25 protein-coding genes are annotated in these 24,055 nt (G+C 72.1%); 12 read left to right on the top strand and 13 right to left on the bottom strand.

All coding sequences use genetic code 11. The features are described 5' to 3' along the window. The first annotated feature begins 104 nt into the window (after positions 1-104). Both MTES_RS06800 and MTES_RS06795 read left to right on the top strand, forming a co-directional pair. Entirely contained in the window at positions 105-1,610 is a 1,506-nt protein-coding gene (locus tag MTES_RS06800) for a tyrosine-protein phosphatase (protein ID WP_013584483.1), read from the top strand. Continuing rightward, on the top strand, positions 1,611-2,267 hold the full coding sequence (locus MTES_RS06795) for a class F sortase (protein ID WP_013584482.1): 657 nt from the start codon (positions 1,611-1,613) through the stop codon (positions 2,265-2,267). 230 nt (positions 2,268-2,497) lie between these two features. Here MTES_RS06795 and MTES_RS06790 read toward each other — a convergent pair whose 3' ends face one another. Beyond that, positions 2,498-3,061, bottom strand: coding sequence for a GNAT family N-acetyltransferase (locus tag MTES_RS06790; RefSeq protein ID WP_013584481.1), 564 nt, complete (start codon positions 3,059-3,061; stop codon positions 2,498-2,500). Between the two features lie 103 nt (positions 3,062-3,164). Between MTES_RS06790 and MTES_RS06785 the strand changes: the two genes are divergently transcribed. After that, a complete protein-coding gene (locus MTES_RS06785) occupies positions 3,165-3,662 on the top strand; it encodes a hypothetical protein (protein WP_013584480.1) in 498 nt (165 codons plus the stop codon). A 21-nt stretch (positions 3,663-3,683) separates the two neighbouring features. Here the strand turns inward: MTES_RS06785 and MTES_RS06780 are convergent, their stop codons facing one another. Beyond that, a complete protein-coding gene (locus MTES_RS06780) occupies positions 3,684-4,055 on the bottom strand; it encodes a hypothetical protein (RefSeq protein ID WP_013584479.1) in 372 nt (123 codons plus the stop codon). A 137-nt stretch (positions 4,056-4,192) separates the two neighbouring features. Here MTES_RS06780 and MTES_RS06775 point away from each other — a divergent pair, with 137 nt between their 5' ends. After that, a complete protein-coding gene (locus tag MTES_RS06775; RefSeq protein ID WP_043361135.1) occupies positions 4,193-5,377 on the top strand; it encodes an MFS transporter in 1,185 nt (394 codons plus the stop codon). Between the two features lie 15 nt (positions 5,378-5,392). Here the strand turns inward: MTES_RS06775 and MTES_RS06770 are convergent, their stop codons facing one another. Next, positions 5,393-6,274 (bottom strand): helix-turn-helix domain-containing protein, encoded by an 882-nt coding sequence (locus MTES_RS06770; protein WP_013584477.1) that lies wholly within the window; start codon positions 6,272-6,274, stop codon positions 5,393-5,395. A gap of 110 nt (positions 6,275-6,384) precedes the next feature. On the opposite strand from MTES_RS06770, the gene MTES_RS06765 reads away from it, so the two are divergent. The 3 genes from MTES_RS06765 to MTES_RS06755 all read left to right on the top strand — a co-directional run bounded on the left by MTES_RS06765 (position 6,385) and on the right by MTES_RS06755 (position 7,941). Next, positions 6,385-7,128: a DUF429 domain-containing protein gene (locus MTES_RS06765; protein ID WP_013584476.1), complete on the top strand. Its 744-nt coding sequence runs from the start codon at positions 6,385-6,387 to the stop codon at positions 7,126-7,128. Between the two features lie 223 nt (positions 7,129-7,351). After that, positions 7,352-7,546, top strand: coding sequence for a type II toxin-antitoxin system HicA family toxin (locus tag MTES_RS06760; RefSeq protein ID WP_043361134.1), 195 nt, complete (start codon positions 7,352-7,354; stop codon positions 7,544-7,546). Next, on the top strand, positions 7,543-7,941 hold the full coding sequence (locus MTES_RS06755) for an antitoxin HicB (protein ID WP_013584474.1): 399 nt from the start codon (positions 7,543-7,545) through the stop codon (positions 7,939-7,941). Before MTES_RS06760 ends, MTES_RS06755 begins: the two co-directional genes overlap by 4 nt. Before the next feature lie 228 nt (positions 7,942-8,169). Here MTES_RS06755 and MTES_RS18425 read toward each other — a convergent pair whose 3' ends face one another. From MTES_RS18425 to MTES_RS06735, 4 genes are read right to left on the bottom strand one after another with little or no spacing between them, the layout of a single operon-like run. Then, positions 8,170-8,988 (bottom strand): DUF6671 family protein, encoded by an 819-nt coding sequence (locus MTES_RS18425; RefSeq protein WP_013584473.1) that lies wholly within the window; start codon positions 8,986-8,988, stop codon positions 8,170-8,172. After that, positions 8,988-9,311 carry a P-II family nitrogen regulator gene (locus tag MTES_RS06745; RefSeq protein WP_013584472.1) on the bottom strand — a complete coding sequence of 108 codons (324 nt, stop codon included), beginning with the start codon at positions 9,309-9,311 and terminating at the stop codon, positions 8,988-8,990. The genes MTES_RS18425 and MTES_RS06745 overlap by 1 nt, the downstream gene beginning before the upstream one ends. Then, complete coding sequence (locus tag MTES_RS06740) at positions 9,308-11,845, bottom strand: DUF2309 domain-containing protein (protein ID WP_013584471.1); 2,538 nt, start codon at positions 11,843-11,845, stop codon at positions 9,308-9,310. The genes MTES_RS06745 and MTES_RS06740 overlap by 4 nt, the downstream gene beginning before the upstream one ends. Next, positions 11,842-13,311, bottom strand: a complete 1,470-nt coding sequence (locus tag MTES_RS06735; RefSeq protein WP_043361132.1) for a proton-conducting transporter membrane subunit — start codon at positions 13,309-13,311, stop codon at positions 11,842-11,844. The genes MTES_RS06740 and MTES_RS06735 overlap by 4 nt, the downstream gene beginning before the upstream one ends. Before the next feature lie 98 nt (positions 13,312-13,409). On the opposite strand from MTES_RS06735, the gene MTES_RS06730 reads away from it, so the two are divergent. Continuing rightward, complete coding sequence (locus MTES_RS06730) at positions 13,410-13,682, top strand: helix-turn-helix transcriptional regulator (RefSeq protein ID WP_043361129.1); 273 nt, start codon at positions 13,410-13,412, stop codon at positions 13,680-13,682. Positions 13,683-13,777: 95 nt separating this feature from the next. Here MTES_RS06730 and MTES_RS06725 read toward each other — a convergent pair whose 3' ends face one another. Further along, positions 13,778-14,719, bottom strand: coding sequence for a nuclear transport factor 2 family protein (locus MTES_RS06725; protein ID WP_013584468.1), 942 nt, complete (start codon positions 14,717-14,719; stop codon positions 13,778-13,780). Between the two features lie 327 nt (positions 14,720-15,046). Between MTES_RS06725 and MTES_RS06720 the strand changes: the two genes are divergently transcribed. From MTES_RS06720 to MTES_RS06710, 3 genes are all read left to right on the top strand, one after another. Continuing rightward, complete coding sequence (locus MTES_RS06720; RefSeq protein WP_013584467.1) at positions 15,047-15,553, top strand: DUF4304 domain-containing protein; 507 nt, start codon at positions 15,047-15,049, stop codon at positions 15,551-15,553. Between the two features lie 235 nt (positions 15,554-15,788). Then, positions 15,789-16,187 carry an ArsR/SmtB family transcription factor gene (locus MTES_RS06715; protein WP_013584466.1) on the top strand — a complete coding sequence of 133 codons (399 nt, stop codon included), beginning with the start codon at positions 15,789-15,791 and terminating at the stop codon, positions 16,185-16,187. 19 nt (positions 16,188-16,206) lie between these two features. Next, positions 16,207-17,184 (top strand): SRPBCC family protein, encoded by a 978-nt coding sequence (locus tag MTES_RS06710; protein WP_013584465.1) that lies wholly within the window; start codon positions 16,207-16,209, stop codon positions 17,182-17,184. A 135-nt stretch (positions 17,185-17,319) separates the two neighbouring features. Here the strand turns inward: MTES_RS06710 and MTES_RS06705 are convergent, their stop codons facing one another. The 3 genes from MTES_RS06705 to MTES_RS06695 all read right to left on the bottom strand — a co-directional run bounded on the left by MTES_RS06705 (position 17,320) and on the right by MTES_RS06695 (position 19,660). Beyond that, positions 17,320-17,754: an iron chaperone gene (locus MTES_RS06705; protein ID WP_013584464.1), complete on the bottom strand. Its 435-nt coding sequence runs from the start codon at positions 17,752-17,754 to the stop codon at positions 17,320-17,322. Positions 17,755-17,966: 212 nt separating this feature from the next. After that, positions 17,967-18,422, bottom strand: a complete 456-nt coding sequence (gene sufU, locus MTES_RS06700; RefSeq protein WP_013584463.1) for a Fe-S cluster assembly sulfur transfer protein SufU — start codon at positions 18,420-18,422, stop codon at positions 17,967-17,969. After that, the gene (locus MTES_RS06695) at positions 18,419-19,660 is read right to left on the bottom strand and encodes an aminotransferase class V-fold PLP-dependent enzyme (RefSeq protein ID WP_013584462.1); all 1,242 of its coding nucleotides are present in this window, start codon (positions 19,658-19,660) and stop codon (positions 18,419-18,421) included. The genes sufU and MTES_RS06695 overlap by 4 nt, the downstream gene beginning before the upstream one ends. Positions 19,661-20,024: 364 nt before the next feature. Between MTES_RS06695 and MTES_RS06690 the strand changes: the two genes are divergently transcribed. Continuing rightward, positions 20,025-20,501, top strand: a complete 477-nt coding sequence (locus MTES_RS06690) for a hypothetical protein (RefSeq protein ID WP_013584460.1) — start codon at positions 20,025-20,027, stop codon at positions 20,499-20,501. A 347-nt stretch (positions 20,502-20,848) separates the two neighbouring features. Here MTES_RS06690 and MTES_RS06685 read toward each other — a convergent pair whose 3' ends face one another. Further along, the gene (locus MTES_RS06685) at positions 20,849-21,520 is read right to left on the bottom strand and encodes a response regulator (RefSeq protein WP_013584459.1); all 672 of its coding nucleotides are present in this window, start codon (positions 21,518-21,520) and stop codon (positions 20,849-20,851) included. Then, a complete protein-coding gene (locus MTES_RS06680; RefSeq protein WP_043362334.1) occupies positions 21,517-24,045 on the bottom strand; it encodes a DUF4118 domain-containing protein in 2,529 nt (842 codons plus the stop codon). Before MTES_RS06680 ends, MTES_RS06685 begins: the two co-directional genes overlap by 4 nt. Positions 24,046-24,055 lie beyond the last annotated feature (10 nt).

The raw sequence follows: 24,055 nt of genomic DNA, 5'->3' as shown, positions 1-24,055 counted from the left end.
GGGGTCGAACCGTTCTCGGACCCTTCACCTCGGGGTGGGACCGTCACGTTCGGAGCGCCTCCGGGCGTCGCCGCACATCCGAACCCCCACCCCTGAGGACGACCGTGAACTCCCGCCCCCGCCGCGCGCCATCCGCGCGCTTGCTCTCCGCCGCTCTCGTCGCCACCGCGACCCTCGGCACCCTCGGTTTCGGCGCCAGCGCCGCGAACGCCGCCGCCGATCCCGCGCTGCAGCCCGCGCTCACCGCGCAGGACCACGCGATCACCGACGTGCCCGGGCTCGTCAACGGCCGCGAGCTCGGCTCGTTCACCGGAGCCGCGGGGCAGACCGTGAACGCGTCGCGACTGCTGCGCACCGAGTCGCTCGACAAGATCACCTCCGCCGGGGCCCAGACCCTCGCCAGCGAATACCACGTCGACCTCGTCATCGACCTACGCACTCCCGCCCAGGTCGCCGCCAAGCCCGACGTCGCGATCCCCGGAGCGCAGACGGTGAACATCTCGATGTTCGGCAGCGACGGCAACTACAACGACGACACGGCGATGTACCACGACCTCGTCGACAAGGGGTACGAGAGCCCGTCGTCGCCCGGTGTCATGGTCAGCGCCTACGCGCAGATCCTCGAGCTGCTCTCGACGCACACCTCGGGCACCGTCCTCATCCATTGCTCGCACGGCATGGACCGCACGGGCACCGTGCTGGACCTGCTGTACCGCATCCTCGGCGTAAGCAGCCCCGACATCCTGCACGACTACCTGCTGTCGAACACGCAGCTCGGGGTCACCTGGGCGACGCCCGACCTGCTGCAGGGCACCTTCGAGGGGGACGTCGCGAAGAAGTACGGCGGCCTCGACGCCTACATCGCGAAGACCATCGGGGTGTCCGCCGACGAAGCGGCCGCTCTCCGCACCCGGTTCCTCGTCTCGAACGACGCCACCGCCTCCGCGATCCGCGTCGGCGGAGTCGACGTTCCCCTCGATACGGCGGCCACCGCCGGGGGTGCGACCGTGACGGTGCCGATCGCCGCGCTCGCGGCATCCGATGTCCAGGTGACGACCTCGAGCGCCGCCGCCACCTCGGCGGTCACCGTCTCGGGACAGACCGCCACGATCACCATCACGGCGCAGGACGGCACCACGACGAAGGTCTACACGGTCGCCGTGTCCGCCCCCGCGCTCACCCTCGCCGGGGGGACCGACCTCGTGGTCGGCTCGAGCGTGCACCTCAGCGGGGCGGGCTTCGCCGCCGGGGCGTCGTACGACGTCGTTGTGCACTCCACCCCGACGGTCATCGGTCGGGTGACCGCCGCGGCCGACGGATCGGTCGCGGCCGACCTCACCCTGCCGGCTTCTCTCGCGACCGGCGCGCACACGCTGTTCCTGGCGGACGCGCAGGGGAACGCCGTCAGCGCGGCGCTGCCGATCACCGTGAGCGCCGCGACCGTCGGCACGACCGCGGCGGCCGGCCCCTCGGTCGCGACGGGCGGAACGCTGCTCGCGCAGCCCGCGCAGCCCGCGCCCTGGCCGGGAATCGCCCTCGGCGCTCTCGGGGTCATGCTGCTGGCGGCGGTGGTCGTCCTGCGTGTGGCCCGGGCACGTCGGGCTCGCTGAATGCGGATTCTGCGGCGGTGGCGGCGAGGGGACATCCTCGCCGCCACCGCGGTGGTCGTGGCGCTCGGCCTGATCACCGGCGGCGTCATCCTGTCGCAGACGCCCGGGATGCCGTCCGTCGAGGCTGAGGCCTCGTTCGCGCCGCTCGACCTGGCGGGGCGCCCCGTGCAGGTCGACGGTTCGACGCCGGCGCCGAGCGCATCCGCGACGCCCGACGGCGTCGGCCGTGTCTCGGCTCCGTCGGTGGGACTCGACGTCCCCCTCGGGGCGGTGAACGTGGTGGATGACGTGCTGGAACCGCCGGGGTTCACCTCGGCGTACTGGGTGCGCAATCTCGGCGTCGCGCCCGCCGACGCGGCATCCGGAACCGTGTTCGTCGTGATGCACTCCCTGCGGGGAGGAGGTGTCGGTCCGGGGAACGCGCTCATCGACGTGGACCGGGGTCGTGCGCGCATCGCGGTCGGCGCCGACATCACCGTCGCGGGCGTCGACTACCGCGTCGACCGGACCGAGGCCCTCGACAAGTCCGCCATCGGGGGCGACGCCGACGTGTGGGCCGACACCCCGGGCCGTCTCGTCGTCATCACGTGCCTGCAGCGACCGGACGGGAAGCCGTCAACGGAGAACATGGTGATCGAGGCGTCGCGGGTGGTGTGAGGCGCGGGGATCCTGGTGCAGGTCGGCAGGCGGGTGCCGTGCTGCGACGCGCGGCGTCCGGCCGGGGTGGGCGGAGCGGGCCGAGCCGTCCTGCGGAGTCGGTGCGCGCCGTCGCGCGGAGTCGGCGGATGCCTCGCCGGTTCGGGCGGGCCGCGGGCGGCGTGTCGGGGCCGGAATCCGCGAGACGGCTCGGCCATGATCGCGCCGGGCCTCGTATGCCCACGCGCTGCTCAGTGTCGAGCGCTCGGCATCCTCTTCTCGAAGCGGAACATCCGGTCGGGACCGCCGTCGTGCTCGCCACCGGGCTTCCCGCCGCGGTCGTCGCCGTGCTCCCGGCGGTGCCCCGGGTGGAAGAACTCGACGGCGTGGAAACCGCAGCGGTTGATGTAGAAGTGGATGTTGCGCTGGTCGAAGTACGGGGTGTCGGTCTCCCACACCTCCGTGTCGGGATAGCGGGCCTCGATGGCCTCCCACGCGCGCGAGCCGGCGCCGCCCCCGTGGTGGCCCGCGTCGATGAAGAGCAGCTCCAGGCTGCGGCGTCCCTGATCCAGCGCGCCGATCGCCGCGCCGCCGATGACCTCCCCGTCGCGGACGATCTGCAGCACCTCGGTGCCGGGCGCGTCGAGTTCCTCCTGCATCTCGGCGGCCTTCGGGATCGGCTGCTCGCCGGGTTGCAGTCCGGCATCGCGCACGCCCGCGGCGAAGGCGGCCTCCATGCGGGCGAGCCAGGCGGCGCGGTCGGCGCTCGCGAGCGGAACGAGGTCGATGCGCGGGGCAGGGGCGGGCGACGTCATGGTCGGTCACCTTTCGTCTGGGTGCGGGAGGTCCCAGCAGGATGCCAGAGCGGTGATCTGCGTGGGGTGTGAAGCCGGCGCCCACCTCGGCGACAATGGAGTGATGCGATCCCCCCACGCACTGGTCGTCACTCTGCTCGCCGCCGGTCTCGCCCTCACCGGGTGCACCGGTTCCACGCCTCCCGACGAGACGTCGGATGCCGCGCCGTCGGCCTCGGGAAGCCCCGTCGCCACCGCCACCCCGGTGCCCGCGGACGGTCCGGTCGCGGCCTTCCAGGCATGGTGGACGGCGGTGCGCTCCGCCGACACCGTCGCCGCGTGCGGAGCCCTGACCGAGCCCCTGCAACAGCGCATGATGGCCGAGTACGCCGCCGCGACCGGCACCGAGGTCGGCGATTGCGCGACCCTCATCCGTCAGAGTTCGGCTCTCTACACCGCGGCTGGCCTGCCCGCAGACGTCTCGATCGCCCTCGAGTCCGAGACCGCCACCGACGCGACGCTGCAGGTCACCTACGCGAACGGCGACTGCGGAACGGTCCACCTCGAACGCACGGCCACCGCGTGGTCTCTGACCGAGCTCAGCGAGGAGTGCGCGGGCTGACGCCCCGGGGCAGGACGCCCGTCAGGGCAGGAAGTCGGCACCGCTGAAGACGCCGATGCCCAGCGACAGCAGCGCCGCCGCGACGCCCGCGATGAACCCGGCCGCGGCGAGTTCGCGCGCCATGCGGGCGTTCAGGCTCAGGATGCCGGTGACCAACGACACGAGCGCGAGCGCCCAGATGCCGAGCTGGATCCAGACGAACTGATCGAAGTCCGCGATCGCGCTGACCGAGACCAGGAAGATGTGCCACGCGATGACGATGCTCCCCGTGGCGATCGCGATGATCGAGGCCACCCGGAGGTCGCCCTTCGGAACGGGCGGGGCGGGCGGATGCGGTCGCGGAGGCACGCGAAGGCCCGGCTCGAAGGAGTCGGGGAGGTCGTCGTCTGCCATGGGGTGATCCTCGCAGGTCCGAGCGGGTGAGGGCGAACGGTTGCGTCCGGGGTTGCGTCCCGCGGTCGCGGACGAACGGTCGGATGCCGCGGACGATCGGTCGGGCGGGCGCGGTTCCCCGTTGCGAGCATCGAGACATGACCATGACCGCCCCCGTTCCCGTCGCCCCCGTCTCCCGCATGCGATACGGCGGTCTCATCGTCCTGATGCTGATGAGCTTCCTGCTCGTGACCGCCGAGTTCCTGCCCAACGGCGTGCTCACCGAGATGGCCGCGGGACTCGGCATCACCCCCGGCCAGGCCGGTCAGACCGTGACGGTCACGGCTCTCGCCGGGCTGCTCATGGCGCCCACGGTCGGGCTGATCTTCCCGCGCCTGGACCGCCGCACGCTCCTGGTGCTCGCCGCGGCGGCGGCCGCGGTGTCGAGCGTCGCGGTGGCGGTCGCTCCCCACTTCCTCACGATCCTCGTCGCGCGCTTCCTGCTCGGTGCGGCGATCTCCACGTTCTGGTCGATGTCGATCACGGTGGCCGCGTCGCTGTCCGCACCCGACCGCATCGGTCGCGCCGTCATGTTCACCTCGGCCGGGCTCTCGCTGGCGACGGTCGCCGGTGTCCCTCTCGGCGTCCTGCTGAGCGAGGCGCTCGACTGGCGCCTGGCGTTCCTCATCGTCGGTCTCGCTTCGGCCCTCGTCGGGGTCGCCGTCCGCCTCGTGCTCCCTCCGGTGCCGGCGGCCGCGGCATCCAGCATCCGACTCCTCGTCGACACGTTCCGTCGGCCCGGCGCGTCGCTCGGACTCATCGGCCACGTCTTCATCGTCCTCGGACACTTCCTCGCCTACACCTACGTCCGTCTCGCGCTGGAGCGTCTGCCGGAGGTCGATGCGGGAACGGTGGTCCTGCTGCTGACGCTCTTCGGTGCCGGCGGGCTCATCGGCAACATCGTCATCGGGATCGTGGTCGACCGGGCGTTCGGCATCCTGGCCGTGGTCGGTCCGCTGGCGATCGCGGCGTCGATCGTCGTCGTCCTGGCGCTCCCCGGTTTCGTGGCGGTCGCCGCGGCGGTGTTCGCGTGGGGCTTCCTCTTCGCGTCGTGGCTGATCATCGTGAACACCTGGGTCGGACACCGGATGCCGGACCGGCTCGAGGCGGGTGGCAGCCTCGTGGTCACGGGCTTCCAGCTCGCGATCGTCGCGGCCGCCGGCGTCGGCGGGCTGCTCGTCGACGGGGTGGGTGTCGTCGTCACGGATGCCGTGGGCGCGGCGCTCCTCGTCGTCGGCGCCGTGCTGTTCGGTGTGTCGCTGCGGGTTCCGCGCTCGCGCTGAGCGCGCTCGGCGAGCTCAGCCCCGGGTGATCGGGACGGGCCCCGCGGACGCGCGCCATCGCGAGGGAGCCACGCCGGTGACACGGCGGAAGGCGCGGCGGAACCCCTCATCGGAGGCGTAGCCCAAAGCACGCGAGACCTCGGACACGGACTCGCCCGCCTCGAGGAGCTCCTTCGCGCGGCGGACGCGGGCGTCGGTGACGTAGCCGCCGGGGGAGCGGCCGAAGGTCTCGCGGAACCTCTCGGCGAAGACCGAGCGCGACATCGCGGCGACCGCCGCGAGTTCATCGGTGGTCCAGGCGTGCCCGGGATCCGCGACGATGGCGGCGGCGGCACGATCGAGGAACGGGTCCTCCGAGCGCGGCGGCCAGGCGGCGTTCGCATCGGCGAACGCCCAGGCGCGAATCGCCGCGAGCACCACCGTGCGCACCATGATGTGGCAGATCGTCGCGTCACCGGGGCGTGGGGACTGGCCGAGGTGGGCGGCGAGGGCCGCCGCGGCGGGCTCGGCCCGCGTGAAGTCGTTGACGAAGACGACGCCCGGGAGAGCGCCGGAGATGAGGGTGCGGGCCACGTTCACGGAGATGACGGTGACCTCCGCCCCGGACTGCGAGGTGAGCGCCAGCTGCTCGCACCCGAGCGAGACGAGAGCGTCCCCCGCGAGGAGCGTGCGACGGCCGCGCAGTGTCGCCGCCTGACCCGATCCGGCGTCGATCGTGCAGCCGGGGTTCTCTCCGATGTCGCCGGTGATCTCGCCGGAGCGCACGAAGAGCAGGGTCGCCGCGCCGCGGGGCACCGACAGGCGTTCGCCCGCGCTGAGCGTTGAGCGTTGCGCTTGCTCGGGGCGGATCTCGAGCGAGGCGAGCGCGCGATCGAGGGCGGCGGCGTGGGAGGTCACGAGGCGAAAAACCGCGTGGCGGTCGACGGTATTCCGAGGCAGCCGGTGATCCGGCGGGGGATTCTCGCCGCGGACGTCCGCTCACCCCGTTCAGGACGTAGGCTGCGCCGGTGAGAACGATCGGGGTCGACCTGGCCGCCGGGCTGCCCGGCACCGCCCTCGCCGAGATCGTGTGGGCGGAGGGTGGCGCGCGGCTCACGCGGCTCGAGACCGGGGTCGACGACGCCACGATCGTGGCATCCGTCTCCGGCGAAGCGGTGTGGCTCGGTGTCGACTGTCCGCTCGGGTGGCCCGACGCGTTCGTCGACTTCCTGAGCGACCACCACATGGGCTCCGCCCAGCGGCCCGTGGACGGAGGCGCGGAGTGGCGTCGTCCGCTCGTCTACCGCCACACCGACCACGTGGTGCGCGAGCGCATCGGGCGCTGGCCGCTCAGCGTCTCCACCGATCGCCTCGGCGTCACCGCGCTCCGCTGCGCCGGGCTGCTCCAGCGGCTCGCGGCGGACGGTTTCCCCGTCGACCGCGCGGCCGAGGGGCGCCTCTTCGAGGTGTATCCCGGCGGATCGCTGCGCCTCTGGGGCTTCGACACGACCGGATACCGGGTGGATGCCGAGCGCCGGGCCGTCCTGCTCGACGCGCTGTCCGCGCGCACACCGTGGCTCGATCTCGGCGGCTTCGCCCCGCTCGCGATCGCGAACGCGGACGCCTTCGACGCCGTGGTGGCCGCTCTGGCGACGCGCGCCGGTGCGCTCGGGGCGTTCGCGCCTCCGGCATCCGAGGTTCTGGAGGTCGCCCGGCGGGAAGGGTGGGTCGTGCTGCCGGAGGGACCGGTGGAGGGGCTGGCGGGGCCGTAGGCCTTCGAGGCCCTGCGAACGTGCTGAACCAGGTGAGCCCGGTTGCCCTCGCGGGGGGATTTGCCGCAGCGTATCGACGTCATGCTGATGCTCCCCGTTTCGCGGGTCCCGCGTGGGACGGGGCCTTTCCGGTGTGAGTGTAGGGCGAACCGTCCTGGCGTCGGATTTACCCCCTCTTAAGGGATGTGTTCAGGGGGGCTACAGTGCGACCAGGGTCAAGCCGATGAAGTACCGAGACCTGGTCGCGTTGCTTCGAGATGCCGGGTTCGACTCGGAACAGGGCAAGGGTGATCATGAGAAGTGGTCGGCGCCCGTGCTGTCGCGCCCCGTCATCATCACGCAGACGCGGGAGGTGTCGCCGGGACTGACCCGAAAGGCGCTGGCGGCGATCGAGGAAGTGAAGGGACAGCGTCAATGACAAGAATTGATGTCATCGCCACCCGGTGGGACGGCGGTTGGGAACTCGCGATCGACGGCGATCCCGTGACGCAGGTGCGCACCCTTGACCGCGCGGAGCAGCAGGTCCGCGATTACCTCGACACGCTCGCCCCCGACGTCGACCACGGCGATGTGCTCGTGAACCTCATCCCCGACCTCGGGGCCGACGTGTCGGTGCGTGTGAGGGAGGCGCGGGAGGCCACCGCGGCCGCGCAGGAGCGTCAAGTCGCCGCAGCACGCCAGGCCCGGACGGTCGTGCGCGAACTCCGCGCGCATGGCGTCACGGTCTCCGACGCCGCGGTGCTTCTCGGCGTCAGTCCCGCCCGCATCAGCCAACTCAGCAGAGACAGGACCGACTCATCGGTCGCGTCCTGACCCTCGGGCCGCCGCCGGTGCGTCGGCGCAGGTGTCCGGCCACGGCCCCGCGCGTTGCTCGCAGATTCGTGCGTTTCTCGCAGAATCTCGCCCGCGATCTGCGAGAAACGTCGCACTCTGCGAGGAGGTGGAGGATGCCACGACCCCGAGGCCGCGGCATCCGCAGGCCGGACGACGACCGCGCACGCCGTCCGCCCCGCGTTCATCTCTGAGCTGAGACCGCTCGGCTCACGGATTGCACGCATCGCACGTGGCCGGGTCGGCGACCTTCGCCGGGCGGCGACGCTTCCGCTGCTCCGGGCACTGGGGGCAGCCGTCCACGTCGAAGCGCACCTGCGACGTGGCGTTCCCGCACGCGCCGCACGGGAGGCCGCGCACGACGCCGACCGGTCCGAATCCCGGACACGCGCACCCCGGGCACGCGCAGCTGAGCCGTGCCGCGAGCAGCCACGAGAGCCGGCGCAGCGTGCGTCGCCGTTCCGGGTTCATGTGCGCGCGCAGATCCGGCTCGAGTTCGACAGGGCCCCGAGCGACGAGAGTGAGGACGGCCGCGGCATCCTGAATCCCCTTCGTCATTGCCTCGTCGGTGCGTGCGACGACGGCCTGCGCGGGGAAGCCGACGCGATGCAGGTACCGGCGCGCTTCGCTCTCGGTCCGCACGACGCGGGGTGGTGCGACATGGACGAACTGACGGATGCCATGACGCACGCGGACATCGCGTTCGAGGTCGACGAACACGGCGAGCTCCTCGTGCACCATGGGCCCGAATCCGCCCAGGGCGGGGGAGTACGACGCCTCGGTCGCGACGGCCGTCGCCGTGCCGAGCTCGGCCGCCGCACCGCGCGCCTTGGCCGTGGCCGCTTCCTCGGGCGTGAGGACCCTCGGCACGTCCCGCGTGAACGTGCCGAGGGCGTCGGTGTCGAGGGCCACCGTGGCGACGACCTGCGCGCCGAGCCACCGTCGGAAGGCGGGCGCGAACGCCGCCTCCTTCCCGTGGACGGTGCCGATCGCCACCGTGGTCCCGTGGAAGGGCGAGGGGGCGCCCATCACACGAAGTAGTCGGCCCGGCTCACCGCGGTCGGCGAGACGAACATCACGCCGACCGTGCGGTCGAGCAGGGGACGGATACCGGCGACGATCCCGTCCGCGTGCTCGGGGGCGACGACCGTCACGAGCAGCGTCAGGGCGTCGTGGTCGTTGAACAGCAGGCGCCCGCCGCGCGGGCCGTGGTGGCCCACCCCGGCGACGCCGGTGATCGCGGTGTACCCGCGGGCGCCGAGCGACTGCATCAGCGCGGACACCTCGGCGACGTCGTCGCTCGCGACGACCACCTCGATCTTGGTCATCGGGGTCAGTTCGGACGTGCTCATGAGTGGGACTCCTTCGTGGTGGTTTCGGGGTGGAGGGCGGGGATGCCGGGGGCCGCGGCCGCGTCGAGATCGTCGAGCTGCCAGCCGTAGGCCGCCCAGCGCATCCACGGGGCGGTCTCGTGATCGCGCACCCGGAGGGTGATCCAGCGGTTCGCGACGAGGGTGCGGACGACCTCGGAGGAGTCGACGATGTCGTTGACGCGCGCGAGGGGCGCCTGCACGAACACCTGGAGGCGCACCGGCTCGTGCCGTGCCTCCTGACCGACTCCCACGGACTGCCAGGGCAGGCCGAGCCGCACGTCGCCGCCGTAGCCCGAGAGCACGCCGACGGTCCCGACGACGTTGTGCAGGGGCTTCGGGCCCGCGCCGAACCGGTCGGGCGCGACCGTCGACGCCGCGTACTGCGAGTTGATCCACTGCGCCACGATCATCGGCGCGGTGAGGATCGTCTCGAGCCCCGATCCGTCGGGGTCGGCGGCGGCCTCGTAACTGTGCAGGAACGCCCGCCGGCCCAGGTCGTGCCCGGCCGTGATCGCCCGGGGTCCGACGATGAAGGCCGCGTTGCCCGCGAGCCCCCACTCGGCGTACGACTCCGCCCAGTCGGCGGCCCGCCGCTCGGTGTCGCGCACCGCTCCGGCCGCGTCGCTTCCCCCGGGGAGGCTCGCGCTCCGATCGGCGGCGTCGGCCGCGCGCGCCGCCTCGAGGTACTGCCCGAGTTCGAGCACGGCCGTCTCGTGCGTGGCGGGCACAGCCCACGGTTCGAGGAGCGTGACCTCGTCGGTGACGGTGTCCATCTGCGCCGCCAGGAAGAGCGTGTCGGCGGGGATCCGGATGCCGCGCGCGGCCAGGGCCCGGCGCGTCTCGGGGTCGTTGAAGATCATCGCCGCGGCGCGGGCGTTGGGCTCGCCCTCGTGTCCGCCGCACGCTCCGCATTGCAGGCTCGAGGCGAAGGGGTTGTTCGTCACGGTCGCGCCGTGGCCGCACAGCAGCACGATGGGGGCGAAGTCGTCGACCAGGCCCATCATCCGCAGCGCCGTCTCGGCGTACAGGACCCGTTCGTCGAGCGAGAAGACGACGTCGGCGTCCACGTGCGTGGAGGGCTTGGTCGGCCGGACCCGCTCGACCAGCGCGCGCCAGCCTTCCGGGGCGAGCGTGCGGATCGCCGAGGCCGCGCCGATCACCCAGCCCGCCGTCTCCGCGAAGGCGAACGGCGTGACCGGCGACTCCTTGAGCGCGTCGAGTGTGGCATCCCGTTCTCCGTCCGCGATGCGATGCCGTCGCCACCGCGCGAGGGCATCGCGCTCGACGGACGACTCGGTGATCGCGACGCGCGGGGTCAGCAGGACGGGGCAGGAGGCGATCTCGCCGGAACCGTCCGCGGGGCGGAACGAGATCGGCACCGCGAAGAATCCGGCGAACCCGAGCGTCTCGACGGGACCTGCCGCCTCGAGGTGGCGCCGGAAGCTCTCGGACCGCGTGTCGATGCAGAACACCGCCTGCGCGAGAGGACGAGAGACCGTGGGCGACGCCGGCACCGGGCGCGGGGCGAGTTCCCGCGCGGCGCCGCGCTCGAACGCCTCCTGCCAGACGGTGAGCCGCGTCGCGGGGGTGACGAGCGCGAGGGTGCGCCCCACGGCCGCGCGGGTGGCGGGGTCGGAGGGGTCGGCGCCCAGCGCGAGCGCGACCGCGCCGATCCGCGCCTTCTCATCCGGTGCGATCTGCGCCGGGGCGGGGAGAGAGGCGTCGGCCGGGAGGAGGAGGCGTTCCAGGGTGACCCGGATCGCGACGAGCGAGGTGAGGTCGATCTCGCGCGAGCCGTCGGTCAGGTGCCGGACGAGCGCCGACCAGCCCGGCTGCGCGAGCACGTGCGCCCGCAGGAAGTCCTCGGCCGCCGAGCCCTCGAGCTGCCAGCGTTCGAGGGCCACCGCGATCGCGCTCGCCGCGTTGGCGGGAGTGCTCCGGATGCCGCTGCGCACCCGCCGCGACAGCGTCGGGTCGACCGCCGCGAGGCGCCGCCAGCCGGTCCACATGCCGTCGCGCCGGACGGGCCCCGCCCAGGCGCCGGTTCCGAGGGTGGCCGTCAGCCACCGCGCGGTCAGGTCGTCGACCCGCGCGTGGACGCGCGGGGAGAGCGCGCTCGCCGGGGTGGGGAGCGAGGAGCCGGGGGACATCGGCGGCGAGACGAGGAGGTCCTGCCGCAGCACGTCGCCGACCGTGGCCATGACCCGCCCCAGCGACAGGACGGTGGTCGCCCGGGCATCCGCCACCGTGACGTGCAGGGCGGCCAGCAGGTCGTCGGACGAGATCCGACCCTGCGCGTGCAACTCGCGGAAGCGCTCTTCCGGGAGGGAGAGCAGGATGCCGTGGTCGCGGGCGACCTCTGCGAGGGCGTCCTCCCAGTCGAGGTCCTCGTAACCGGCGACCGGGTTGCGGGCGATGAAGGTCTCGAGGGGGAAGTGCGGGGCGATCGCGCGGCCGGCGGCGGCGACCCAGCCCCGGATCGTGGCCGGTGAAGGGGGAGCGGTGGTGGTCATGAGACTCTCCGGTACTCGAGGGGACCGCCGGCGGATGCCGAAGCCCAGGACGGGGTGGTGGGGGCGCCGAGCGGCGGTCGTCCCCACGCGAGAGCGAAGGCGAAGATCCGATCGGAGAGCGGCCTCGCGGAGCGGATGGCAAGGAGGGATGCCGCGGCGATGAGGAAGACCGCGACCGTGACGCCCCACGGCAGGACCGCCGCCCCCGCGACGGGAACGAGTGCCTCGGCTCCCGGGAAGACCACGGCCACGTAGCCGACGACCGCGAGCGCCAGCGTGAGGAGCAGTCCCGCGCGGGTGGAGACGCGCGCCGAGGAGGCGCCGATCCGTGCTCCGGCGACCGTCGCGGTCGTGATCGCGAAGAGGAGGAGGGCCGCGGGCGGGTGGGCGAATGCGTCGCTTGCGGCGACGGCGATCGCGGCCGCCGCGAGGACCACGGCGGTCCCGACGACGCCACCGACCCGCGAGGGCGTCGGGCGGGGGAGCGCGCGCTCGCGCAGGGCGTGTTCGACCGCGGAACCGGCGCCGAGGAACAGGCTCGCCTTGAAGAGGGCGTGGCCGATCACGTGGACGAACGCGAGCCCGTAGGCCCCGAGCGCGCACGCGAGGAGGAGGAAGCCCATCTGCGCCGCGGTGGAGTGCACCAGTCGGCCCTTGACGTCGGCGCGGGTGAGCATCGCGAGCGTCGCGACGACCAGCGTGATCGCGCCGGCGATCCCCGCGATCCAGGGGCCGAGGTCCGAGGGAACGGCGGAGAAGCGCAGCAGCAGCAGGGCCCCGGCGTTCACGAACCCCGCGTGCAGGAGGGCCGAGACGGGAGTGGTCGTCGCGGCGGTGGCCGGAAGCCAGCCGTGCAGGGGGAAGGACCCCGCGCGGGCGATCGCGGCGATCGCGACCAGGGCGCCGACGAGGGCCGCCGAGGTTCCCTCGAGGCTGCCGAGGGCGGCGAGCGAGATCGACCCGGTCGACGCGGTGGCGACGACCACGGCCGCCCACAGCGCGGCATCCCCGATCAGGAGCGCCACCGCGCTCCGCCGGACCGCGATCCGCGTCTGCGGTCCCGAACCCCCCGAGGCGATCAGGGCGATCACGCTGAGCGTCGAGAGGGTCCATCCGACGGCGAGCAGCACGACGTCGTCCGCGGCGATGGCGGTCGTCGACCCGAGTGCCGCGAGCAACGACAGCGCGAAGAAGCTGCGCGCGCGCGGGTCGCCGCGGAGGTTGCGGCTCGCGTACACCTGCACGACGACGGTGAGGGCGACGATGAGCAGTGCGAGCGCGGCACCGGCCACGTCGGTGCGTTCGGCGAGGGCGCCCGCGAGACCGAGCGTGGCGAGAGCCGCTGCGGCGACTCCGGGCCAGACGGCGAGCGAGCCCGGAGTGCGGTGGCGCGTGGCATCCGGCAGGAGGGCGGCGATGACCGCGGCGAGGAGCGCGGCCGTCAAGAGCGGAGCGAGCGGTGACATGCGCAGCACGTTACATGCAATAAATTACGTGTGTCAAAACACAGGCAACAAATAACACGTTCTTGGATTCCGGTAGCGCCGGTCACTATGCTGTCCTGATGAACACCTGGACGTTCCTGACGAACCACGCCCATGTGTTCATCTACGTCGCCCGCGATCCCGGTGCGCGCGTCCGAGAGATCGCGGATGCCGTCGGCATCACCGAGCGCACGGCGCACGGCATCCTGGCCGACCTCGTCGAAGCCGGCTACCTCAAGCGCGAGAAGGAGGGCCGACGCAATCGCTACGAGTGCGTCGAGGACCTCCCGATGCGCCACCCGGTCGAGAGTGACCACCCCGTGGGGGCGTTGCTGGAGGCGTTGAAGGGCTGAGCCCTCCTGCGCCTCCTCGGGCGTGAAGAACGGGAGAGGGAGGGGGCGCCCTGCATCCGAAGCCGTTTCGGCGCCCCCCCCGGATCCGACGACGGTCAGCTCGTCGGGACGACGTCCCAGTGCTCGCGGATCAGGCCGCCGTCGACGCGGAACAGGTCGGCGGCCAGCAGGGGGTCACCGGGCTTCGCCCCGACGGCCTGCGAGAAGGTCCAGACGATGTCCCCGTCGGACAGGGAGATGACCGACTGCTGAGCGGGGAAGGGGATGCCGCTGAGGAAGAACTGCTTCAGGGCGGCGGTGCCGTTCGGGGCGACCGAGTTGTGCTGAAGGTAAGCGGGGTCGAACGCGCGGTCCAGGATCGACACGTCCTTGTCGCGGAACAGTGTCTCGTAGGCCGAGACGGCGAAGACGCGGTTCTGCTCTTCCTGCTCCTCCGTCGGCGTCGGGGTGGGCTCCGATGGGTGGTACAGGTCGCTGAACATCGTGTTCGTGTTCCCGCTTGCCGGGGTGCCGGTCGGGATCGCCTGCTCGAGCGACCAGCGCTCGACGACCCGGCCGCCCCGGAGGCGGAACAGGTCGACGGCCGCGTCCCCACGGCGCTCGTCGCTCGGGTCGGGCGCGATCTGCCAGTGCACGGCGACGAGGTCTCCGTCGGCGGCGATGTGCTTGATGACCGCCCGCGCACCGGGGACACGGTCGCGGTCCGCGGCGAACTGCGCGAGCAGGCCCTGGGGACCGGACGCCGCGCCGGCACCGTGCGCGACGGCGTCGGGCGCGACGAACCACTTGGCGAGTTTCTGGGAGAACTCGCTCCGGGGATCGTCGAAGGTCGCGGCGAACAGGGTGCGGATGACGCAGGTGTTCCGGTGCTCGGTTCCGGCGTCCAGCCGGTTGCCCGCGTCGGTCACCTGTGCCGTCGATCCGGTTGCGGGAGTGGCCGCGGTGGCCGGGGCGGCAAGAGCCAGCCCGGCGACGACCACGGCTCCCGCCACGAGGGCGGCGGTGCGGGTGAGGTGGCGGGAGTCGATCAGGGGCATCTTGTTCTCCTCAGGGTGATCCGGAGACACGGGCGCGCGTTCTGCGGCTCGTGGAGTACCGGCAGAATCGCAGGCTTCTTCCCAAGGCGCAGGTACGCACTTTGTCGTTAGGTACTGACGTCGAGGTCGGATTCGTGGATTCGTCTCGTGGGCGCGCGGAAACATTTGCAGCGCATATGGAACGGGTCATGGGCTGCGAAACGCCGGGGTAGCGCAGGTGTGCGGGAGATGGGCCGCGCGCTCGCTATGAAGGCGTCTCTACGGGGTGCGTGGCGGACATCGTCGACCTTCTGGTGAATGGCGCGTATGCCCATGCGACAATGAGCCATGCCGCTCACCTCCGAGTCGTTCTGGCCGTGGAGGCTTCGGTCCCGAGGCAAGGCGACGGTAGCCGCACAGATTCCCGCCCAAGATCTGTATGCCGCCATGATCAAGGACACGATTTCGCCAGCCCTCCGCGCAGAGGGGCTCATCGGGTCCGGCGGCCGCTACTCCGTGAAATCGGACACCCACTGGGCGCTCGTCGGGTTCCAGAAATCCGCGTACAGCGATCGCCGTGAGATCCAGTTCACCGTGAATCTTATGGTTGTCCGGCGGGACGAATGGCTTGCCCAGGCAGCCGAGAATTCCTACTTTCCGGTGAAGCCCTCTGCCTCCATGGGTTATGGCTCTGTGATGCCGAAGCGCATTGGCTCGCTCGTGGGTGACGGTGCCGACAAGTGGTGGCGCCTCTTCGGCGGGCAGGATGTCGATCTCCTCGCCGCGGATGTGTTGACAGACCTGCGTGACGCGGGTCTCCCGTGGCTTCGCGAGCGCGTGGCTGCGACGAGCTGACCCGCTCCGTGAGCCTGACGGCGGCGTCGCCGCCTTCCTCCCGCCGCAGGCGTGACGGCGACCGTGGCCGCGCCCCCGTGCGATGAGAACAGGGGATGCCGCGGCAACAGGCCGCCGCGCGGAGCATCGCCCTGTTTTGGTGGCATCCCCTGTTCTCGTGATAGCGCGGCCGGGCGCGAGAGTGCGGCCAATCTGTTGTTGTGCCCCCGCGCGAACAGCGCTAACGTGCAACCAAATGGTTAAACAACAGCCGCTCGCCGACGCCGACATCGACCGCGTGTTCCACGCGCTCGCCGACGCGACGCGGCGCGACATCGTGCGGCGGACGCTCGTCGCTGAGCAGTCGGTGTCGGACCTCGCCGCGGGGTACGCCATGTCGTTCGCCGCCGTGTCCAAGCACATCTCCGTGCTGGCCGAGGCGCGGCTCATCACCAAGCGCGCGGAGGGACGGGTGCGGCTCGTGCGCGCCGATCCCGCCGCGCTCGCGCGGGCGCAGAACCTGCTCCGCTCGTACGAAGACCTGTGGCGCGGCCGGATCGATCGACTCGACGCCCTGCTGGCCGAACCCGCGCCCGCGGGGCCGCGCCGCGAAGACGCCGGGGTCCCGGCATCCGTCCCTCCATCCGTGAACTGAACCGACCAAGGAGTTCGTCATGCCCGTCACATCCGTCGAGAGCGACACCGAGGCGCTCACCATGACCCTGGTCGCCGACTTCCCCGTCGACCCGGAGCGGCTGTGGGCCGTGTTCACCGATCCGCGTCAGCTCGAGCGGTTCTGGGGGCCTCCGGGGTGGCCGGCCACCTTCGCCTCGTTCGCCTTCGAACGCGGCGGACGCGCCCGCTACTCGATGGCCAGCGCGACCGGCGAGATCGCGCGGGGGAGCTGGGAGTTCCTCGACATCGACGCCCCGCGCGGTTTCGAGGTCGTCGACTCGTTCGTCGACGAGACCGGTGAGGCGATCCCCGGCATGCCCGCGATGCGCATGACCTTCGCGTTCGACGAGACCGAGGGTGGCTCGCGGCTCACGAACGTGACGTACTTCGATTCCGCCGAAGCGCTTGAGCAGCTCATCGCGATGGGCGCCGTCGAGGGCTCGACCCTCGCGATGAACCAGCTCGACGTGGTGCTGGCGGGGCTGCGGGAGTTCGCCCAGGGCAAGGGCACGCAGCTCGAGATCCTCGACGACCAGCACGTGCGCATCACGCGGCTCATCGAGGGTCCGCGCGAGCTCGTCTGGCGCGCCCACGTCGAGCCCGACCTCATGCGTCAGTGGATGCTCGGCCCCGACGGCTGGCGCATGAGCGTCAGCGACGTCGACCTGTCGGTCGGCGGAAAGTACCGCATCGCCTGGGAACCCGAGCCGGGCACGGAAGGCGAGGGGTTCGGCTTCGACGGCGAGACCCTGCTCCTCGACGAGCCGCGCCGTATCGTGCAGACCGAGCACATGACCGGCACGGACTGGCCTTCCACCACGAACGACCTGTCGTTCTACGAGGAGGACGGCGCGACGCTCGTGACACTGCTGATCGAGTATCCGGATGCCGCCACCCGCGACGCGGTCCTCGCCACGGGCATGGTCGACGGCATGGAGAAGAGCTTCGAGCGGATGGAGCGCGTGGTCATCGGCTGATCTCGGGATGCCGCGGCCTCGGGGTCGCGGCATCCGTTCAGCCGGGCACGCAGAATCGGACCGAAGTAGCGGATTCGGATGCCGCGGCCTCGCTGCTCCGATTCTGTTGCCGCGCTCCGATTCCGGTGCCGCGCTTCAGGCCGCCGGCGCCGCCCGCCGCACCAGCTCGCGGATCCTCTGCTCCACCTCGGCCGTGACGTCGAGCACCGCGAACGACACCGGCCACATCGGGCCGTCGTCGAGCTGCGCGGTCTCGTCGAAGCTGACCGTTCCGTACCGCGTCTTGAACTTCGAGGCCGGCTGGTAGAACACCACGACCTTGCCGTCCTTCGCGTAGGCCGGGAAGCCGTAGTACGTCTTCGGGTTCAGGTGCGGAGCCTCTTCGAGCACGATCACGTGCACGCGCTCCGCGATCGAGCGGTCGGCTCCCTCGAGCTTCTCGATCGCCTCGAGGCACGCCTCGTTCTCCTTCTGGAGCTTCGCGAGGCCCTTCAAGCCCTTCATGGCCTGGAGCTCCTCGGCGCGCTGCTTCATCGCCGCGCGCTCTTCTGCGCTGAATCCGTTGCCCATGGCATCCGTCCTCTCACCGGTATGGACGCAGGATATCGCCGCGGCGACGGTTCGGTCAGCGCTGTGCGCGGCTCCGGCGCTGCCCGGCACGGTGGGCCGTTGAGTGTCCAAAACACCCGGACGTCTCGAAAAATCGTCCGGGTGTTCTGGACACTCAGTGGGCGTGGGCGTGGGCGTGGGCGTGGCGCGGCCGACGACCGGATGCCGCGGGCTCAGGCCTGCCGCAGCCCTTCCTCGAGCGCGACCCAGGCGAGCATCGCGCACTTCACGCGCGCGGTGTACTTCGAGACGCCGGAGAGCGCGGCGGCGTCGGCGAAGGTCTCCTCGTCGAGCGGGGTCTTGCCGCGCGAGCGCAGCGCCTCGCGGAATGCCGCGATCAGGGCCTCGACGTCGGCGCGTGGCATCCCCTCGTCTCCGCCGTCCTCCTGCAGGAGCGCGACGAGCATCGAGGCCGACGCCTGCGAGATCGAGCAGCCGGCGCCCTCCCACGTGACGGAGACGACGCGGTCGCCCTCGACGTCGACGCGGAGGGTGATCTCGTCACCGCAGACGGGGTTGCGCTGGTGAACGGTCGCGCTGTGCGCGCCCGGCTCGGCCAGACCGAAGCCGCGGCGGTTCTTGGCGTGGTCGAGGATGAGCTCCTGGTACAGCGACTCCAGCCCGCTCATGCGCCGACCCCGAAGAAGCCGCGCACGCCCGACACCGCGTCGAGGAACGTGTCGATCTCGGCCGCCGTGGTGTGGATCGCGGCGCTCGCCCGCACGGTGGCGGTGAGGCCGAAGCGCCGGTGCAGGGGCTGCGCGCAGTGGTGGCCGACGCGGGCGGCGACACCGCGGGAATCGAGGAACTGCCCGACGTCGTGCGCATGGACACCCTCGACGGCGAAGGCCTGCAGGGCGACGCGGTCGGCGGCATCCGTGTCTCCGAGGAGGCGGACGCCGGGAATCGAGCGAAGCCCCTCGCGCATGCGCTTCTCAAGGGTCGCCTCGTGCGCGTGTGCGGCGGCGAGGTCGTGCTCGCCGAGCCACCGGACCGCCGCGGCGAGGCCGACGGCCTGCGACACCGGCTGCGTGCCGGGCTCGAAGCGCTGCGGCGGCGGAAGGTACTCGGCCTTCTCGAGAGTGACGGTGGTGATCATGGAGCCGCCCGTGGTGAACGGCGGCAGCGACTCCAGCACCTCGTCGCGGCCCCACAGGGCGCCGATGCCGTACGGTCCGTAGACCTTGTGCCCCGAGAAGACGGCGAGATCGACTCCGGATGCCGGGAGGTCGAGCGCGAGGTGCGGCGCCGACTGGCACGCGTCGAGCACGGTCAGCGCGCCGACGCCGCGGGCGAGGGTCACGAGCTTCGCGACGGGGTTCACGATGCCGAGCACGTTCGAGACGTGCGGGAAGGCGACGACTCTCGTGCGCTCGCCGATGAGGTCGGCCGCGGCGCGCATGTCGAGGGTGCCGTCCTCGAGAACGGGGATGTGCCTCAGGCGCGCGCCGGTGCGGGCGGCGAGCTCCTGCCACGGGATGAGGTTCGCGTGGTGCTCGGCCTCGGTGACGACGATCTCGTCGCCCTCGCGGAGGCGCCCCGCGTACCCGAGTGAACCCGCCACGAGGTTGAGGCCGGCGGTGGCACCGGACGTCCAGACCAGCTGCTCGGGCTGAGCCCCGACGAACTCGGCGACGGTGGCGCGGGCGTCTTCGAACAGCTCGGTCGCCTCGGCGGCGAGGGTGTGCGCGCCGCGGTGCACGGCGGAGTTCGCGTGCTCGAGGAAGTCGCGCTCGGCGTCCAGCACGGCGCGCGGCTTCTGGCTCGTCGCGCCGGAGTCGAGGTAGACGAGCGGATGGCCGTCGACCTCGGTCTCGAGGATCGGGAAGTCGGCGCGCACGGCGTCGACGTCGAAGGGGAGGGTCACCTCTCCAGGCTACGCGGCGTGGGGTGGGTGGTCGCCGGTGGGCGGGCCGGTCCGGCCGGTGTCGAGGGGCGGTCTGGACGGCGGGGCGAGTGAAACCGCTGACAACGCGGAGGCCGTGCCCCGTGGCCAGGGTTCGGGCGCCGAGGGGGCTGAATCTCACGAGTTTCGCGTGCTGGCGCGTGCCGCGCTCCGGAGAAAACTGCCCGACTGCCGCACAGAGCGGCCGAACCGGGAGCATCCGGGGCCGTTCTCCGGAGCGCGGCACGCGCCGCACAGAGAGGAATTCGTACGGATCGCCTCGCGCGCCGTGTGGAAGTCGTGAGAGCTCCCGACCCCGACGGCGGAGCCGCGTAGACCGGATGCCATGACCCTCACCGCTCTCCTCCCCACTCTCCGCGCCAGCATCCCGGCGCCCTTCGACGCCGCGGCGTGGCCCGCGGGCTCGGCGCCCACACTCGACGACGTGACCGTCCGCGCGGTGTCCGTCGGACGGTACGCCGAAATCTGCGGCACGCCCTGCGTCTGCACGGGGCCGGCGGTGATCCCGGCGTCGGGAGGAGTGGCATCCGCGAGCCTGTCGACCACCGTGGTGGTGGCGACGGTGACGGATGCCACGCCCGCGACGCTCCGCCTCGACGCGTGCGTCGCGGGGCTCGAGGTCGTCTGGCGCGAGGCGCGGTTGATCGGTCGTGTCTCGCACGCCTACGACGAGCCCTTCGTGGTGCTCGACGCCCACGGCTCGGCCGCGTGCGGAACGGTCGTGCTGCCGGGCGATGTGCGCGTCGGGGATCGCGTCGCCTTCCCGTGCCCCGGATGCCACACGGTCGGCGAGGTCCGCTGATGCTGCTGCACTCGATCGTCTTCGCCTGCCGCTGCGCTCGGGTTCAGGCGGAGTTCGAGGCGTGCTCGTCCGACAGCGAGGTCGAGGCCGAGCGGAACTCCTGAGCTCTCGCTCGGTCGAGTGTGCGGGCGCGACCCGGGGGCGTGCGAAACTCCTGAGTTTTCGCTCGGCTGAGGCCGGAACCGGGGCGTACGACGGCCGGCGGCTCGGTTTCTCAGGAGTTCGGCCCGGTGGGCGGATGGCCCGAGTGCCCGCGGCGTCGGCGGGGTTGGTGGCCGGCGCGGTTTCTCGGGAGTTCGGCCCGGCGGGCGGTCGGACCCGGCCGGCCGTGGCCCGAACCCGCCGCCTCACACCACCAGCCGGTACCCCATCCCCTGCTCCGTGAGCAGGTGCACGGGGTTCGAGGGATCGGCCTCGAGCTTCTTGCGCAGCTGCGACATGTAGAGCCGCAGGTAGCCGCTGTCGGCGACCTGCTCGCTCGCCCAGATCTCCTTGAGCAGCGTCTGGCGCGTGACGAGCGAGCCGGGGTTGCGGGCGAGGAACTCCAGCATCCGCCACTCCGTCGGCGTGAGGTGCACGCGGGTGCCGTCGCGCAGCACGGCCTTCGCGGCGAGGTCGACCTCGACGGAGCCGAAGCGCACCACCGCCTCGCCGCTCGCCGGAGCCGAACGGCGCGCGTGCACCCGGAGGCGCGCGAGCAGCTCGTCGATCTGGAACGGCTTGGTCACGTAGTCGTCGGCCCCCGCGTCGAGCGCGTCGACCTTGTCGGCCGAGCCCGTGCGCCCCGAGACGACGATGATCGGCACGCTCGTCCACCCGCGCAGCGCCTGGATGACCTGCACGCCGTCGAGGTGCGGCATCCCGAGATCCAACAGCACGATGTCGGGGTGGGACCCGGCGGCGAGCGTGATCGCCGCGGCGCCGTCGGCCGCCGCCACGACGTCGTAGCCGTGGGCGGCGAGCGTGATCCGCAGCGCGCGCACGAGCTGCGGATCGTCGTCGGCGATCAGTACCTTCACGGTGCGTCCTCTCGGATTCCGGATGCCACGGCCTCGGCGCCGCCCTCGGCGACGGGCAGCGTCACCACCATTGTCAGGCCGCCGCCCGGGGTGTCTTCGGGGACGAGGGTGCCGCCCATCCCCTCGGCGAAGCCGCGCGAGAGGGCGAGACCGAGGCCGAGGCCGGCGGTGTTGTCGGTGTCGCCGAGGCGCTGGAACGGCGAGAACATGTCGTCGCGGCGTTCGACGGCGATGCCCGGCCCGTGGTCGATCACGCGGATCTCCGCGATGCCGCCGAGACGGCTCGTCGCGATGCGCACGCGCACGCCCTCGGGCGTGTACCGCTGGGCGTTGGCGAGGACGTTGACGAGTACGCGCTGCAGCAGCACCGCGTCGGCGCGCAGCGACGGGAGGTCCGGATCGAGGGCGAGCTCGACCTCGTCGGGGCCCAGGTCGAGCTCGTCGAGGGCGGCGATCACGACGTCGGCGGCATCCACCGGCGCGAGCGACACCGCGAGCACGCCGGCCTGCACGCGACTGACGTCGAGCAGGTCGGTGACGAGCACCGACAGCGTGGCGAGGCTCTCGTCGGCGGTCTCGATGAGTTCGCGACGGTCGTCCTCCGACAGGTGGTCGCCGGCTGCGCGCAGCCCCCCGAGAGCGGCGACGGCGGATGCCAGGGGCCGACGCAGATCGTGGCTCACGGCCGAGAGCAGGGCGCTGCGGACCTGGTCCGTCTCGGCCAGCGCCCCCGCTTCGGCGGCGGTCTCCGCCAGGTCGGCGCGTTCGAGGGCGGCGGCGAGCTGCGCGACGACGACGTCGAGGAGGCGGCGGGCGCCGGCATCCAGGTCCCCGCCGTGGAGTTCGAGGGTCGCGCGACCGTCGCCGACCGGCACCGTGGTGCGCCGGTCGTCCCGGACCGGCTCGCCGTCGGTGGCGAGCACGCGTCCGTCGGCGGCGATCAGCCGAACGCCGGCGAGACCGAACGCCTCGCGCGCGCGGCTGACGAGCGCGGGGACGGCGACCTCGCCGCGGAGCACGCTTCCCGCGACCGTGGCGAGCAGTTCGGCTTCGGCGGAGGCGCGTCGCGCGGCGCGCGCGCGGCGAGCGGCCTGATCGACGACGACGCTGACGAGCATCGCGATCACGACGTAGAGCACGAGGGCGATCGCGTGGACCGGGTCGCTGATCGTCACCGTGTGCAGCGGGGCGATGAAGAGGAAGTCGAGGGTGAGCCCCGACAGGACGGCCGCGAAGACCGCGGGCCAGATGCCGCCGATCAGGGCGACGATCACGACGAGCAGCTGGTAACTGAGCACGTCGGTGGTGATCGAGTCGTCGGAGCCGGTCGCCAGCAGGAGCAGCGAGATGATCGGGCCGCCCACGAGCGCCGTGACGAAACCGAGGATCCGGCGCTTCATGCTCAGCGCCGGGCCGGTGAGCCGCGGGAGCGCGAAGCGACCGCCCGCCCGGGCGTGGTTGACGATGTGCACGTCGATGTCACCCGACTCGCGGATGACGGTGTTGCCGATGCCGGGGCCGGTCAGGGCCGCCCCGAGGCGTCCGCGTCGGCTCACGCCGATGACGAGCTGCGACGCGTTGACCGAGCGGGCGAAGTCGACGAGCGCGGTGGCGACGTCGTCGCCGACGACCTGGTGGTATGTGCCGCCGAGCTGCTCGACGAGGGCGCGTTGGGTCTCCAGAGCCGCCGGGTTGCTCGTGCGCAGCCCATCCTGCGTGGACACGTGCACGGCGAGGAGTTCGCCGCCGGCCGAGCGCGCGGCGATGCGGGCTCCGCGGCGGAGGAGCGTCTCGCCCTCGGACCCGCCCGTCAGCGCGACGACGACGCGCTCGCGGGCCTGCCACGATCCCTCGATACCGTGCTCGGTGCGATACCGCTGGAGAGCCGAGTCGACCTCGTCGGCGAGCCACAGCAGGGCGAGTTCGCGCAGCGCGGTGAGGTTGCCGAGGCGGAAGTAGTTCGACAGGGCGGCGTCGATCCGCTCTGCGGGGTAGACGAACCCGGCGGACAGGCGGTCCCGCAGTGACTGCGGCGCGAGGTCGACGACCTCGATCTGGTCGGCCGCGCGGACGACGGCATCCGGTACCGTCTCCCTCTGCGTCACGCCGGTGATCTTCTCGACGACGTCGTTGAGCGAGGCGATGTGCTGCACGTTGACCGTCGTGATGACATCGATCCCGGCGTCGAGGAGCTCTTCGACGTCGGTCCAGCGCTTGTCGTTCGCGGAGCCGGGCGCGTTGGTGTGGGCGAGCTCGTCGACGAGGGCGAGATCCGGATGCCGCGCGATCACCGCCGCGAGATCCATCTCGTCGAGCGCGACCCCGCGGTGGGCGACCGGCCGACGAGGGACGACCTCGAGACCCTCGGCCTGCGCCGCGGTGGCGGCCCGTCCGTGGGTCTCGACGACCGCGATGACGACGTCGCGGCCTTCGGCGGCGAGTCGGCGGCCCTCCTCGAGCATCTCGTACGTCTTGCCGACGCCCGGGGCCATACCGAGCAGGACGCGCAGCGTGCCGCGCCTCACGACGCGCCTC

This window comes from Microbacterium testaceum StLB037 (assembly GCF_000202635.1).
In the GTDB taxonomy this organism is placed as follows: domain Bacteria; phylum Actinomycetota; class Actinomycetes; order Actinomycetales; family Microbacteriaceae; genus Microbacterium; species Microbacterium testaceum_F.
Note: the sequence above shows the minus strand (reverse complement) of the source record. Positions and strands in the feature narration are given on the sequence as shown.

What these genes read in the sequence shown, in the direction of transcription:
- MTES_RS06690 (WP_013584460.1), top strand. Translation starts at nt 20,025, where the DNA reads ATGACCCTCACCGCTCTCCTCCCCACTCTCCGCGCCAGCATCCCGGCG.
- MTES_RS06795 (WP_013584482.1), top strand. Translation starts at nt 1,611, where the DNA reads ATGCGGATTCTGCGGCGGTGGCGGCGAGGGGACATCCTCGCCGCCACC.
- MTES_RS06715 (WP_013584466.1), top strand. Translation starts at nt 15,789, where the DNA reads ATGGTTAAACAACAGCCGCTCGCCGACGCCGACATCGACCGCGTGTTC.
- MTES_RS06730 (WP_043361129.1), top strand. Translation starts at nt 13,410, where the DNA reads ATGAACACCTGGACGTTCCTGACGAACCACGCCCATGTGTTCATCTAC.
- MTES_RS06775 (WP_043361135.1), top strand. Translation starts at nt 4,193, where the DNA reads ATGACCATGACCGCCCCCGTTCCCGTCGCCCCCGTCTCCCGCATGCGA.
- MTES_RS06755 (WP_013584474.1), top strand. Translation starts at nt 7,543, where the DNA reads ATGACAAGAATTGATGTCATCGCCACCCGGTGGGACGGCGGTTGGGAA.
- MTES_RS06705 (WP_013584464.1), bottom strand. Translation starts at nt 17,754, where the DNA reads ATGGGCAACGGATTCAGCGCAGAAGAGCGCGCGGCGATGAAGCAGCGC.
- sufU (WP_013584463.1), bottom strand. Translation starts at nt 18,422, where the DNA reads ATGAGCGGGCTGGAGTCGCTGTACCAGGAGCTCATCCTCGACCACGCC.
- MTES_RS06745 (WP_013584472.1), bottom strand. Translation starts at nt 9,311, where the DNA reads ATGAGCACGTCCGAACTGACCCCGATGACCAAGATCGAGGTGGTCGTC.
- MTES_RS06735 (WP_043361132.1), bottom strand. Translation starts at nt 13,311, where the DNA reads ATGTCACCGCTCGCTCCGCTCTTGACGGCCGCGCTCCTCGCCGCGGTC.
- MTES_RS06725 (WP_013584468.1), bottom strand. Translation starts at nt 14,719, where the DNA reads ATGCCCCTGATCGACTCCCGCCACCTCACCCGCACCGCCGCCCTCGTG.
- MTES_RS18425 (WP_013584473.1), bottom strand. Translation starts at nt 8,988, where the DNA reads ATGGGCGCCCCCTCGCCCTTCCACGGGACCACGGTGGCGATCGGCACC.
- MTES_RS06740 (WP_013584471.1), bottom strand. Translation starts at nt 11,845, where the DNA reads ATGACCACCACCGCTCCCCCTTCACCGGCCACGATCCGGGGCTGGGTC.
- MTES_RS06790 (WP_013584481.1), bottom strand. Translation starts at nt 3,061, where the DNA reads ATGACGTCGCCCGCCCCTGCCCCGCGCATCGACCTCGTTCCGCTCGCG.
- MTES_RS06760 (WP_043361134.1), top strand. Translation starts at nt 7,352, where the DNA reads ATGAAGTACCGAGACCTGGTCGCGTTGCTTCGAGATGCCGGGTTCGAC.
- MTES_RS06720 (WP_013584467.1), top strand. Translation starts at nt 15,047, where the DNA reads ATGCCGCTCACCTCCGAGTCGTTCTGGCCGTGGAGGCTTCGGTCCCGA.
- MTES_RS06710 (WP_013584465.1), top strand. Translation starts at nt 16,207, where the DNA reads ATGCCCGTCACATCCGTCGAGAGCGACACCGAGGCGCTCACCATGACC.
- MTES_RS06780 (WP_013584479.1), bottom strand. Translation starts at nt 4,055, where the DNA reads ATGGCAGACGACGACCTCCCCGACTCCTTCGAGCCGGGCCTTCGCGTG.
- MTES_RS06785 (WP_013584480.1), top strand. Translation starts at nt 3,165, where the DNA reads ATGCGATCCCCCCACGCACTGGTCGTCACTCTGCTCGCCGCCGGTCTC.